Source organism: Nitrospira sp., assembly GCA_037045225.1.
In the GTDB taxonomy this organism is placed as follows: Bacteria; Nitrospirota; Nitrospiria; order Nitrospirales; family Nitrospiraceae; genus Nitrospira_A.
The window spans coordinates 3,836,906-3,850,499 of record JBAOHZ010000009.1; the positions used below are offsets into that span (position 1 = coordinate 3,836,906).

General features: G+C 56.4%; 10 protein-coding genes and 1 tRNA gene. 3 read left to right on the plus strand and 8 right to left on the minus strand.

Annotation, left to right across the window (positions count from 1 at the left end; translation table 11 throughout):
- Nucleotides 1–494 precede the first annotated feature (494 nt).
- Complete coding sequence (locus V9G17_18930) at nt 495–1,637, plus strand: transglutaminase domain-containing protein (protein ID MEI2754672.1); 1,143 nt, start codon at nt 495–497, stop codon at nt 1,635–1,637.
- A gap of 89 nt (nt 1,638–1,726) precedes the next feature.
- Nucleotides 1,727–2,104 carry a hypothetical protein gene (locus V9G17_18935; protein MEI2754673.1) on the plus strand — a complete coding sequence of 126 codons (378 nt, stop codon included), beginning with the start codon at nt 1,727–1,729 and terminating at the stop codon, nt 2,102–2,104.
- A gap of 344 nt (nt 2,105–2,448) precedes the next feature.
- Here the strand turns inward: V9G17_18935 and V9G17_18940 are convergent, their stop codons facing one another.
- The 8 genes from V9G17_18940 to V9G17_18975 all read right to left on the minus strand — a co-directional run bounded on the left by V9G17_18940 (nt 2,449) and on the right by V9G17_18975 (nt 11,585).
- Nucleotides 2,449–3,339, minus strand: coding sequence for a DUF72 domain-containing protein (locus V9G17_18940; GenBank protein ID MEI2754674.1), 891 nt, complete (start codon nt 3,337–3,339; stop codon nt 2,449–2,451).
- Nucleotides 3,290–6,391: a DNA polymerase III subunit alpha gene (locus tag V9G17_18945; protein MEI2754675.1), complete on the minus strand. Its 3,102-nt coding sequence runs from the start codon at nt 6,389–6,391 to the stop codon at nt 3,290–3,292. Before V9G17_18945 ends, V9G17_18940 begins: the two co-directional genes overlap by 50 nt.
- Nucleotides 6,392–7,576 carry a hypothetical protein gene (locus V9G17_18950; GenBank protein MEI2754676.1) on the minus strand — a complete coding sequence of 395 codons (1,185 nt, stop codon included), beginning with the start codon at nt 7,574–7,576 and terminating at the stop codon, nt 6,392–6,394.
- 31 nt (nt 7,577–7,607) lie between these two features.
- Nucleotides 7,608–8,153, minus strand: a complete 546-nt coding sequence (gene lexA, locus V9G17_18955) for a transcriptional repressor LexA (GenBank protein ID MEI2754677.1) — start codon at nt 8,151–8,153, stop codon at nt 7,608–7,610.
- Nucleotides 8,154–8,567: 414 nt separating this feature from the next.
- Nucleotides 8,568–9,347, minus strand: a complete 780-nt coding sequence (locus tag V9G17_18960; protein MEI2754678.1) for a hypothetical protein — start codon at nt 9,345–9,347, stop codon at nt 8,568–8,570.
- Between the two features lie 28 nt (nt 9,348–9,375).
- The gene (locus V9G17_18965) at nt 9,376–9,786 is read right to left on the minus strand and encodes a hypothetical protein (protein ID MEI2754679.1); all 411 of its coding nucleotides are present in this window, start codon (nt 9,784–9,786) and stop codon (nt 9,376–9,378) included.
- 19 nt (nt 9,787–9,805) lie between these two features.
- Nucleotides 9,806–10,519 (minus strand): outer membrane beta-barrel protein, encoded by a 714-nt coding sequence (locus V9G17_18970; protein ID MEI2754680.1) that lies wholly within the window; start codon nt 10,517–10,519, stop codon nt 9,806–9,808.
- Nucleotides 10,520–11,509: 990 nt separating this feature from the next.
- Nucleotides 11,510–11,585 (minus strand) — tRNA-Thr (locus tag V9G17_18975).
- A 292-nt stretch (nt 11,586–11,877) separates the two neighbouring features.
- Here V9G17_18975 and V9G17_18980 point away from each other — a divergent pair.
- Entirely contained in the window at nt 11,878–13,293 is a 1,416-nt protein-coding gene (locus V9G17_18980) for a sigma-54 dependent transcriptional regulator (GenBank protein MEI2754681.1), read from the plus strand.
- Nucleotides 13,294–13,594 lie beyond the last annotated feature (301 nt).

Sequence of the window (13,594 nt, forward strand, 5' to 3'; positions counted from 1 at the left end):
TGCTTCCTGTGTGGCGACTGACTGCATTCACGGTGTGTTGCATGTTGCTTGTATCGAGGCTGTAGCCTGAATCAATTCTGACGGTGCCTCCGTCCTAGGCATCATGGGTGCGGTCGTCCATGGTATTTCAGAACCTTTCCTGGCGGCGAGTGCGGCAGGGTTTGTGCCTTCTGTCCGTATAAACGATTTACGAGGGCCTCACCGTTTGGCCATCCATCGTTCAAAGGTTTTAATTAACTCCGATGCCATTTCACCACGGTGTCAGACGTCAGGCCGATGTTTACTGGAATCCGGAGGCTCCTCGTTCAGTAGAGTGATGGTTCCGGGCTGCCGTCGCGACGGCGATAAATCTCAAAAACTCCCAAATCATGGGCCAGTTTCCTTCTTCGTGATAACGTGCTTTGGAGTACTGTGATCCACGCAGCGGAGTCCGGCAGGAGTCCCTTTGCTCACAGGCAGACTGCAGGCTCTCGTCTAGGCGACAGGAGGCACCCATGGGCGTCCGCGATCGCGCGTACATGCACCACCGTGATTCCCTCGCGACCTCTCGCATGTCGACGCGACGAGTCATGGCGATCAGTCTGGTGCTGATCGGTCTTGTGTCCTGGTACCGGCTGACAGACACGGCCACGGACCAGGCGCGACCGAACATCCAACAGGCAGTGCCTGTCCCCGCCATCTCCCATAGTCCAGCTCGTTCCCCCGCTCATCCATACCAGCGCTATCTGGATGCCGTCGTGCCGGAGTCGGATACCCTCCGAGCGCTGGCCTACACCAAAGTCAAAGGCTGTCCGGCCGGTGATCGCACGTGCATGTTGACCGAACTGTATCGATTCGTTCAGCACGATATTGGCTACTTGGACGATCCTGTGGCGAGGGAGCACATTCAATCCCCACAGGCCACACTCCAAATTGGAGCGGGGGACTGTGAAGACCTCTCGATTCTCCTTGCCTCACTCCTCGACAATGTGGGGATTCCCAACTATCTTGTCTTTACGAATAACCACACGTATACCCTGGCTTGCGACGTGGATCCGAGCACGATGGCCCCGACACTCGCAGAGCGGTATGCCATCCAGCCACCGCCGGTCCAGCGAGACGAGACTCGCTCAATCCCCCCACATTCTCTCTCGGTGACCAGGCTCGATGCCACCACGCCGACGCAGGTGGGAATTGAATTCCATACCAATGGCCCACTGGATTGGATGGTCGTTCCATCACAAGAAGACGTCGAGGCCATTCAACAAGGTCGTCCCTATCAGACCTATCCGTCCTGTTCACGAGACGGCGTGACAAGCTTTCGTGCAACCTGCGTGATTCTGGTCGGCGCGCCGTTAGTGGCCTACAATCGTCACGAGACACCCGTTGAGCTGGCCATCAGACTACGCTATCAGATCGCACCGGTAGCACCCACGCTTCCACCCATCAAGACATATGCGCTCAACGACGCTCAATGCGTGCCGCTTGATCCATCCATCAAAGGCCAAGCCTATCCAGGGCAGATCATGCCGAGCGTTGTGACGGCCCCCTATAGGACCGCTGTGAATCGAGCAGGAAAAGTCGTCGCGCTCGATTCGGGCCCAACCGGCGACGACCCTGCGCACTTCCCCCTGCAGCCTCAAAGCCTAACTCGGTAGATAACGAAGCCAGTATCAGTACTGGCCTGTCCGTGAATGGCTCACTCCTAACTCGGTCATTCATGGTCCAGGCAAAGGTGGAGATAAATATGACGAAAGCACTTCCTGTAGTGATCGTATTGGTGACGGATGGATGCACGTCCTCAGCTCGGCTCACACAGGCGCAACTTCTGCAAAATCATTTCGCGGCATGCCCTGGAAACTATCAGGCTGCCGTGCAAGGGATTATGAGTCAGACACTGTTCGATCCCTGCAGCGCCGTCTATCGGTACATCTCTGTGGAGAAGTATGTCTGCAAAGGTCAGTTGCGGCATTTGATCATTGTTGACGTAAACGCCAAAAATCGCTTTGGAGGCTATGTCGGCGAGCATTTCTACCATTTCATGTGTTTTCCGAATAGGTCGATTCGAGGGGTGAATCAATGGGCGACAGGATTCGCCGTCGGCATCAAAGATATCGAAGATTAGGTCGCCCGATGAAGTTGTCACCGACATGAGAGAGAACCAGAGAGGAGTGTCACCAGGAAGCCGACGAATGCACGAGTCGCAGTCGCACAACGAATCAAAACCCTGCTTATGACCAGCAGAGTAAACAAGTTTATTATTCGGGTTGATTGCCACGACATTGAAAGTAAACGACTTTATTGCTGTTTACACGTAGTATCCTAAGACAACCAACGTCGCGTGAGCCTGAACCGAGGGGGACGCAGCTGAGGCTGCATCCCCCTCGTTGTTTGTGCTCGGTGTCTGGCAAACGCAGTTGATGACACGGTCGTCCCGGGAGGGGCGAGCTGTTTCGCGAGTGAGGCACCTCACTCGAGGAGGGAGTCGACGAGGGCCTGAATGGTCAGCGGCGCATTGCCTTCCGCCCGGTTGTTGACCAGCACATAGGTGGTTCGATTTTCTCGAGTGGCTTGTCGAACGAGCCGTACCGTGTCCTGTCGCATCTCCGGCAACTCACCCACAATCCTGTTGTAGGGTTCGGCGCGTGTCTTTGCCGCTTCATGCGTCATCTTGAGCGGGGTCTGGAGACGATATACGCTGAACGGTGCGGTGTAGGTCCCCATTCGCTGATGTTGTTCGGCGAGAGACGGCATGAAGGACCAGTGATTGTAGACATGCGCTACGCCATGGCGGCTGAGCACCTCGTGGTACTGAGGGCCCAGCAATCCGGCATTCCGGATTTCAACGGCATACCGGAAGTTTTTCGGAAGGCGCGCGAAGAATCCGTCCAGCCCGGTACAGAATTCCTCAATGGACAGCCCGTGGCGTTGAAACTCGAACAAGAATGGGCCGGTGTGCGGCCCAAATTGCGCATCGCGATAGGGCTGGAGGACAAGTTTGAGGAAGGCGTCCGCGTTTAGAAAGTTCGGATTCCGCTGTCCGGCTTTGATTCCATACCGAGGATGTGAGGCATAGGTGGGGATGGTAATCTCCTCCCAGACCTTGGCGCACATTTCAAAGTCTTCCGGGATCTGCGTCAGGTAGCGTGTGAGCTGGTTGGCCGTGGGAGGCCGGTAAAACGTCGCATCGTTCCCCACGGTGCGAAAGAGTGGCTCGCCGTTGTAGCGGTACTGACAGTATTCCCCGAGACAGTCTCGAGTGAAGCCGGTTTTCGTATAGGTGCGGGTATAGATCTGCCCCTTCCAGCCTTCATAGGTCCAGGTGGAGGTGCCGAAGCGGATCAGGGGAGAAGGTGTCATGTTGCTCAGTGTACGGTTCTGGCGCGTCCGCCTCAAGTGAGATGGTGTCCTCCGCGTCGGGAGCGGATAAGGGGCGAAGTCGTGTGACCGTCACCGTGACGGTGGCAAAATGTTCTTCCACCACACCGGTGACGAGGTAGGCCTGATCTGAGGCGAGGAGGTGGCAGTATCGCCGGTAGGTCTCGGGGAAAAAGGTCGCATCATAGAGACTGGTCTGGTCCTCGAAGGTGACGAACTCCATTGGCTCGCCTTTCTTCGTGGAGACGATTTTTTCCGTCACCATCCAACCGAGAAGGGTGACTTCTTTCCCGACATGCTGTGCCAGGTCTCGTGCCGGGAGGTGCGGCAGGCTAGCGACCACGTCGGTGAAGAGTTCCAGTGGATGCCTGCTCAGAGGAAAGCCGAACAGCTCCAGCTCCTGGCCGAGCTTCTGTTGAGCCGAGTACTCCGGTGGAATCGGCAGATACCCGATGGGTTTCTCTGACTGGGCGGCGAAGAGCCTCCAGATCAGCGCCGGTCGGGTCAGTTCTCCGGCAATGGCATCGAAGCAGCCCGCTTTGATGAGCAACGTGGCCTGAGCGATCTCGGGTTTCAGTCGGTCGAGAAAATCCTGTAGCGAGCGGTAGGCGCCGTGATCCTGTCGTTCCGTGACGATCCTTTGGGCGAACTCTTTGCGCAGGGCTTTGATCTGCATCAAGCCGACCCGGACGGCCCGACTCGATCCACGATAGGCCCAGTCGCTGGCGTTGATGTCCGGTGGAAGGATCGTGAGCCCCATGCGCCGTCCTTCCGACAGATAGGCGAAAGCCGAATAATACCCGCCTTGATTACTGATGACGGCGGCGAGGAACTCGGCCGGATAATGGGCCCGCAGGTAGGCCGATTTGAAAGACACCTGGGCGTAGCTCGCGGAATGCGGTTTACAGAAACTGTACCCGGCGAAGCTCATCATCATGGCCCAGACGTGGTCCACCACCGGTCGCGAGATATGCCGGACCGCCGCGCCGGCGTAAAACTGCCGCTGATAATCTCGCAGTTGCCGTTCCTTGTGCTTCTTGCTGAGGACCTTGCGCAGTTGATCGCCGTCGTGCACGGAGAAGCCGCCCAAGGCCACCGCCACTTTCATCACATCTTCCTGATAGACCATGATTCCGTGTGTCTCGGCCAAGACCTCATCCAGTAAGGGATGCCATGAGCGGTAGGGGTGGCCGTGGGATCGACGGACAAACTCATCGGCATAGACATTGGCGGCGGGACGGATGATGGACGACACGGCCACCAGATACTCAAAGACATCCGCCAGAACCCGACGTGCCTGCGGCATGGTCGTCCACAGTTTTTTGAGCAGGAGTCTGGTTGCCGGAGACTCGACATAGAAACAGCCCATTGTATCCCCGCGGCGGATCACTTCCTGCGTGACCGGATCGCTGATCGGATCCCAGAGCACGTAGTCGATCAGGCGGCCGGTGTTGTGGTGGATGGCAGCCAGGGCATCACGAATGACGGCGAGAGACCGATTGCCGAGCAGGTCGATTTTGACCAGTCCCGCATCTTCGGCCTGGTCCTTCTCCCATTGAATGACAGGCCAGCCGGATGCAGAGGTTTCTACCGGAACATACCGGCGGATCTCATCCGGGACTAAAATCACTCCGCCTGGGTGGAGGCTGAGATGGCGGAAGTGTCCCTGTAGTTGTCCGGCCCGGAAGAGAATGTCCGGCCAAGGTGGGCGCAATTGTAGGGCGCGACAGACTTCGCTTGCCCAGGTTTGCAAGGTTGAAGCCGCGGTCACGTCGACGAAATTGGCGCGCCGGTGGAGCAGATCCAGCGTCTTGCCGATCTCAGCGGCCGGCAGACCGTAGACCTTGGCGATCTCGCGCATGGCTGCGCGTGCGGCCAGGGTATTTTGATTGGCGACCATGGCCGCCTGTTTCGCGCCGTATCGCGCAAAGACCCATTCGAGAATTTTCGGACGTTCGTCCCATGGAAAGTCGATGTCGATATCTGGCGGGTCATGCCGGCCGGGGTTCAGGAAACGCTCGAACAGCAGATTATGTCGAATCGGATCGACATGGGTGATGCCGAGACAATAAGAGACGATCGAGGCGGCCGCGGACCCTCGTCCACACGTGCGAGGCGCTTGTCGGACAATTTCCTCGACCACCAGAAAGTAGTCGGCATAACGTTTGTCTCGAATGACCGTTAGCTCTGCTTCGATCTGCTGCCGTACGGTCTCGGACAGCGTGCCATAACGCCGCTGTGCACCCTCATAGGTCTTCGTTCGTAACGATTCACATGCGGCTTCTGCCGAAAGCTGGCGGAACGAGGGGAAGATCGTTTCTTTGAAGGTCCAGTCGGTGAAACAGTCGTCAGCAATGCGCCGGCTGTTTGTCAGCGCTTCCGGCACATGCGGCAGATATCGCGCAATGACTGTCGGCGGCATGAGCCAATGAGATGGTGCACAACAGCGCTCCGGCCGGAGTCGGGACACTGTCGTGTTCTCGGCGATGGCGCGCAGCAGACGATGTGTCTCGAAATCGGCAGGAGAAAGAAATGCAGCGCGAGTGGTGGCCACCGGCGGCAGCCCGTTGCCTCGGCTGAACGTGAGGGCCTTCTGGATGTCTGATCCTGGCGTGAGTTCGACATACACATCTTCCGGAGAGTCTTTGCGCCAGGCTCTTAGCGCTGACAGGTCGTCGGACAGAATGATCAGCCCGGCTCGATAACGTGTTACGTCCGCGATGAAATCGAAAGCGCTTTCCTCGTGACGAGCGGATAGAAGACGGCAGAGATTCGCATAACCGGCCGGCGTTTTAGCCAACAGTACCGCCCGGTGCGCCTGATGAATGAGTTCGGCCCCGAGGATCGGTTTCAGGCCCGTCTGTTGCGCGACCTTCAGAAACCGGATGGCTCCATACAGCCCATTGGTATCGGTGAGGGCAAGTCTGTCCTGCCGTTGTGTACGAGCGGCCTCGCAAAGAGCTTCAAGCGTCGGGATACCCCACATGGGTGAATAGGATGAATGGGTGTGGAGATGTACGAAGGCGGACGACATTCACTGCGCCCTCCCATAACGAATCGCCTGTTCGCCGAACCGCTGATGCAGGTGATCGAGGGCGACGGCAAGACGCCGGCTCCGGTCGCGATCCCGTTGCTCCTCCGGTGGCCGTTCCTCGAACAGCGATCCCTGTTCGGCAAAGCCGGTGAGGTCGGTCACGGTGACCGTCATCCTCCGAAGACGGATACGCCGCCGGAAGGCGCGTTGAAAGAGCCCCTGGAGTAAGCCGGAGAGATCGATCTCCCAGCAGGTGTCCGGGATCACCCGCGTCTTTGTTGTCACCTCCCGATGATCGCTGTGGCGAAGGGTTAAGGCGAGTCCGCCACACATCCGGCGCTGGCTGCGGAGGGTACGACAGAGTCGTTGTAGGCTATTTGCGAGCCGACCCTGGAGCCGTGCATCGTCCACCTCATCGGGGTTGAGGGTGGTGGTGTCGTTCAGGACCGGATGGGCGACCGGCGGACGAACCGGCGTTGGGTCGATGCCCTGCGCCCATCGAGACAGCTGCCCGGCATAGGTGCCCAGTGCTACTTCGAGGGCGTCGAGCGGGCTGTCCGCCACATCTCCCAGGGAACGCAAATTGAGATCATCTAATCGCTTCAGCACTGTGCGCATGCAGGGCCGGTGTACGCCGGGCAAGGCTCGAATTGAAAGAGGGGACATGAACAGGCGTTCCGATCCCGAGCGGACATCGTAGAGTTCGGAGGGTTCCACCAGCGTCGCGGCTGTCTGTGCGACGAGTTTATTGGTGCCCACGCCGGCCACGCCTTCGAGGTGACACTGCGTGAGGACCTCCGCCTGGATCTTCGCCATCACATCACAGGTTGACCCAAAGAGGCGTGTGGTACCGGTGAGGTCCATCAGGAGAGACCCGGGGAGAAAGGGTTCCCAGGTCGGGGCATACCGCTGAATGACACCGAGGATCGAATGGTTGGCCGTGGCAACCTGACGGGGATTCGGGGGACTAACATGCAAGGACGGGCAGAGGCGGCGCGCCTGGTCGAGTAACATGCCGACGTGGAGGCCGTCTCGTTCAGCCTCAGGAGAGACCTCACAGAGAAGCGCACGAGGACTGTCGACCGTGGCGACCGCGAGCGGACGCGTCCGGAGTGATGGATGCCTTAACCGCGCCAGTGCGATTTCCAGAGAGGGGATGGCAAAGCAGACAATCTGACGATCCATGGCATTCGCTCACGCGGTCTGATGCGCGCACCTAGCGTTTCAGATGCCGGATTACGCCGACGACGATGCCCTCGATATGGAAGCTGTCGGTTTCGTGCACCAGGATGGGTGTCATGGCTTCATTGGCCGGGTGCAATTCAATCGCGCCGGCTTTGCGGTGATATGTCTTGATCGTGGCCTCGCCGTTCAAAAGGGCAATCACAGTTTGGCCGTTTCGAGCCACATTCTGTTTTTGTACGACGACCACATCGCCGGGGAGAATGCCGTCGTCGCGCATGGAGGTTCCCTTGACCCGTAAGGCAAAGGTTTCTCCTCGCCCGAGCATGCTCTTGGGGACCTCAATACGTTCGGTTTGCGGGATGGGTTCGATGGGATCGCCTGCAGCCACAATCCCGACGAGTGGAATCCGGGATGATTGTCCGATGGACTGCAGAGCCACCTCGACGACGCCGGGGATTGTGCGTGTCCCGCCTTCATACCGAGCAATGGCGAGCCGCTTGCGTTTGAGCTGATCCGCAAGGGCTTGTTGAGTGAGGCCCAGAGCCAGTCTGGTGCGTTTGAATTCTTCAGGCGTCATGTATCCAATGGATACATGACAGGATTGCTTCTGTCAATGGTGGGTGGTCCATTCCCAGAGCCAGAGGGGCGGAAGCTTGTGCGGGACAAATCGTCTTGGAAGCCGTATAAGGCTTGGAGGTTCCACATGTCCTGTCAAGATAAGCCACTCAGTCCAAATAGCAAGAACCGGAAGCAGGATGCCGGTGCCCGGAGTGGCACAAGCCACCCGCGCATTACGGAATGGATGGGGAGATCGGGTACATATGGTTGGATGGCTGGGTTTGAAGATATCTTGATATGAACGGTTACCGGAAAGTTTGAACCGGTGCAGATTATTTCAAGCTCATGACTCATTGTGCCGGCGCTTGCAAAAGCCCGGGCGCACTCGAGGGAGGGGGTGTCGAAAACTCCCCCCCGCAGACTTCCGAACCAGCTACTTCGGCGCTTCGGTCACCGCGGTGAGCGAGATGTCAGGCCCTGATTCCCGTCCAAAAAACTGTCTCCACAGATAGTCGGCGCAGGCATCTGCTAAAGTCTGTATCCCCGCTTTCACGGCTATACCGCGGTCATCTCCAGAAATGTCGACATGAGCCAGCTTTGGAGTCAAGGAATCGTCCTTCGTATATTCGCAGGTCCCTTGCCAAAGAGTTTTTTGATCGTCAAGTCGGATCAATCGGGCCCGTCCAGTGTAGGATGGGCGATAGGTAATCGTTTCAAATGAAAATCCGCCCACGATGATCGGATCGACGCTCCATCGTTCCGTTTTGAAGTCGATCACGTAGCCTTCGCCAAATTGCTGCTGAAGCTTTTGTGAGCTGTCATTTTTTGCGAGATGGGATCCCCCCACTGCCGTGAGCTTGAGCTCTCGTTGCCATGCAGCAATGAACCGATTTTCTACTTGCGTGATGGGATCGAGAAGTTGAGCGGACGAGATGAATTTCGCTCCGACCTCTTTGGCGTCCGCCTGCTGCATCCCACCCTCGATCGCGGCACCGATCAATCCAAACATGCTTAAAGCCGTCGTGCGTGTTTTCGGTTCTCCCGTCCAAATCATAAACTGTTCAGGATCATAGTGAACAACTGCCACCTTGGCATTCCCTGTTAAATCAGAAATGGCCTCAGATGGTGCAGGCAGCCGAGTCGTGCTACAGCCTGCTAAGAACATCAGAGTGAGGACGCCTAGTATCGGGTTGATTCGCAGGCGGAACATCATTCTATGGCCTTTCGCAAAGGTGTTTCATTTATTTGTATTTCACGGCAATGCCGCTCACTGATGTGCAGGTGAAGCTATAGATATTGTAGATTGGGATAAAGCCATACAGGCTGGTCGAGACGGTTACATTGATCAATGCATCGCCACCTTTTTGACTGAGTGCCTCGTCCACAGCTGTTGAGAAACTGGAATCACCGAATGGAATGATGGCAAGGATGAAGTGACGACAGCCTGATCCTTCCACCGGCCCAAGTTCCTCAAAACTCACCCCCGACTTAAGCCTATCGGCATTATTGGCTGAAGGTTTCGTGACAATGCCTAAGTTTCCAACCGACGTACAACCAGTTATCAAAGCAGTCCCAAGAACAAGAAGTGCGCACAATCTGGATGAGTGTTTCATACGGCCTCCGGTGTGAATCAATGTGCTGGCTGTCTTCATAATCCCTCTACTAGGCGGGTCAGTTTCCAAAGTGGACGGCAAGCCCACCCACGACATGACTGACGTTGAAGGTATATCGCTCATCCTGGGTGGTACCGGTAGAGCTTGTGAAGCCGAAGGTTTGGGTGGCGTGCGTAAACTTATACTCAGCAAACAAGGAGACGCGTTTGGCAAGGAAGACGTGCATGCCGGCGACGGCTTGAAGTGCTAGATCATAGTCTGATTTTCCGTTGGAGCCGAACGAAGATTTTTGAACGCCTGGCCCTCCTCCGAGATATGGATAGAGCCGCCCCTGAGGAAACTCAGCTGATACATATAGCGGCAGACGGAACAAGAGGTTGGTCGCGACGATAGTGGCATTCACATCCATGTTGCTACTCCGGCTAGCCGTCGCGACAACGGGGGTTCCATTGAGTGTGCCGTTTGCCTGGAACCGCCCAGCTTTTACGTCTGGCTGATAATTCGTGACATCCAACTCCATACCAAAATCAAGACCGGTGGAATGGCGCAGCCCAGGAAACCAGACACCAACTTTCCCTCCCAACGATTTTGAGCTGCCGAAGTCCTGATCCAAGAACGTAAGATTCATTCCGGCATTATTGACTTTCGCATCGGTTTTCGATGGCAACGTCATCCCACCGAACAATGCGATGTAGGGATCGACTTGAGGTATGAGACCGTTGTCCTCTGCGCAGACAACAGGTACTGACCATGCCAGCGTGAGTACCAGCACACTTCCACTCAGAGACCGCATCGTGAACAGAATGAATCCTCCTCCAAAGCTGGAGAGAGACTACTTCGAGCGGCATCGTCGCAACTATTGGTCGAAGGGGGGAAGGCACTCTGCTATCGAGTGAGCGGTTGAGTACGTAGGCCAAATCGGACGCACTATGGGTCTCTGTGGGGAAACAGAAGGCAGTAGCATCATCATCCAATGGACTTAGGCAGCCTAGTTAGTCCCAAAAGACTGAGAATTAAGTGGCGAAAAGCTCTATGTTTCAAGGGTCCGTATCGCGGTTTCCCTGGCTGTGAGTGCCATCTGATCTGCCCCCTCCTCCGGTCAGGACTCTTCGAGCAAGAGGATTTCCTCGCGCTTCGGGATGCTTCGCCTGACTATGCCCAGGTCTCAGCTACGCTCGCAGACTACAGCGGGATGTGAAGGGGGGAGGTTTGCTTTCTGCAATGGCGGCAAATCAATTGAACCGAGGGAAAGCTGTTTCTTCAGGCTCAGGACACCAAAACCAACACGCCCAGGGTTCTCTACCTCACAGGCGATCTCTACCGAGTCCTGTTGGCTTGGAAGACTTGCTGTGACCTCAAATGGCCGGATTGTTCGTGGGGCTGCCATTGCGGAGGGATTCGCACCAGAGTATGAATCATCTGTGGCGAAAGGCATGCGAGAGGATCGGCCTCGGCGGGATGGTGAACGATGAGAAGAAGAAGCGCCTGGTCTGGGTAGGTAGAATCCCACGCAGCTTTCGTCGTACTGCTGTACGGAACATGGTGCGAGCCGGAGTGACAGAGAAGGTCGCCATGTCCATTTCCGGCCACAAGACTCGGAGCGTGTTCGACCGGTACAACATTGTGAACGAGCGGGACCTCGACCAGGCAGCGCGTTTGCTCTCTGCGTACTTTGAACGTCAGACGGTTACACTCGCAGAATTGCGAGGGGAGAGTCGTTGCGCTGTAAGCCGCCAACCGGTTGATTCGTCAGTGGAAGTTGTGGAGCTGGCGAGAGGAATCGAACCCCCAACCGGCGGTTTACAAAACCGCTGCTCTGCCAATTGAGCTACGCCAGCCCGTGTAAGAATCGACGTGAGGTGATCGTCGGGTGAAGAACTTTGAACCCTACAGTTCTTCATCTCACCTGTCAAGATATCGCCCTGTCTGGGGCGCGGAGAAATCCTACTTTGTCGGAAGACTCATGAGCCCATATCCTCGACGGTCCCTACTTTTACTTGAATAAAGTTTCAATTCCCAATAAGCTGAATCGAGAGCCACTTATTTGACACGCGGCCGGTTCTCCGGACGCGGCGGTTGTTCGTATTTCGCCGAACTCGAGTGGCTCGATTTCAAAGAGGAGTGCCCTTTATGAGCCAGTCACACATTCTTGTCATTGACGATGACCCTGCCGTGCGCCAGATTTTGTCGGAGACGCTCGTCGGTGAAGGGCACCAGGTGACGGTTGTGTCCAGTGGACTGGAAGGGGTGGAGGCTGTCAAGGATCAACCCGTGCATGTGGTCTTGACCGATCTTCAGATGCCGGGGATCGACGGACTGGAAACCATTGATCGGATATCCAAAGTCGACTCCAAAATTATTGCCATTGTCATGACCGGGTATGGAACGGTCGACTATGCCGTGCGGGCCATGAAGGCGGGTGCGTTCGATTTTATCACCAAGCCGTTCGAGTCGGATACCGTTGCGGTGGTGGTCCGAAAGGCCTTGGATGTCTATAAGTTGAAGCAGGAGAACCACCTCCTTCGAAAAGCCGTGCGAGACCAATATCGACTGGAGCATCTGGTCGGGACCAGCGCGCCCATGCGGATGGTGCTCGACTTTGTCGAGAAGGTCGCGGACAGCGACAGCACGGTGCTGATCGAAGGCGAAAGCGGGACCGGCAAGGAATTGATTGCTCGGATGCTGCACTTTAACAGCATGCGGCGGGAGCGGCCTCTGGTTCCCGTCAATTGCGGTGCGATTCCTGAAACGTTATTGGAGTCTGAACTCTTCGGCCATGAGAAGGGGGCCTTTACCGGAGCGGCTCACACGCGACTCGGACGGTTTGAGTTGGCCCATAGCGGGACCATTTTTTTGGATGAAGTCGGGGAGATGAGTTTGCCCTTGCAGGTGAAACTGCTGCGTGTGTTGCAGGAACGGTGTTTTGAACGGGTCGGTGGGACGCGGACAATTAACGTCGATGTGCGGATTATCGCGGCAACCAACCAAGACTTGGAGCAAGCCGTCCAGGAGCGCCGGTTTCGGCAAGATTTGTACTACCGACTCCATGTCATTCCGATCCATATTCCGCCGCTGCGGGAACGGCGCAGCGATATTCCGCTCCTGGTCAACCATTTCATCGCGCAATTTAATCAATTGCGACGGACTGAAATTCTGGGCATCGAGCCGGACGCATTGTCCCGCATGACAGAGGAAGAGTGGCCGGGGAATATCCGTGAACTTGAAAATATGATCGAACGCCTGTGTGTGCTGAAGAAGCGAGGCATGATCACGCTGAGCGACTTGCCGGAGCGGTCGATGAAGATGACGGCCGGGAAGGCGGCCGAGGCACCGGAGCAGTTCATTCGCTTTGCCGAAGATGGCATCAACCTGACTAAGGAGCTGGAGCATTATGAAAACCGGCTCATCGGAGAAGCGCTGCGTAAAGCCAATGGTATCACCAGCCGTGCTGCGCAGCTCCTACAAGTCAATCGAACTACGCTGGTGGAAAAGCTCAAACGCAAAGGATTTGACCCCAAAACTCACGGTTATTCGATTCAAAACTGACCCTCATCGACACTCCCACATCTGATCTCACGTCAATTCCTTGACCGGCCTTCGTCTGTGACTGTCGTGGTTTCTGACAAGGCCCCGCGCTTCATTTCCTGCGTTTCAGAAAATCATCAGGTGACACCGTCAGTTAAGTGATTTCCCAAGGGGCACGAGACTTGCTGAATGCCCCTCTGTGCAACACCACTCTTCGACACAACAGTCTGTCAGAAACTGCCTACGCTTGGCGTGCGTCCTGGGAATGCTGGTTCTCCTCGGAGCTACACCGCTGGTTGCGGGTAGTGGGCCTTCGACGATG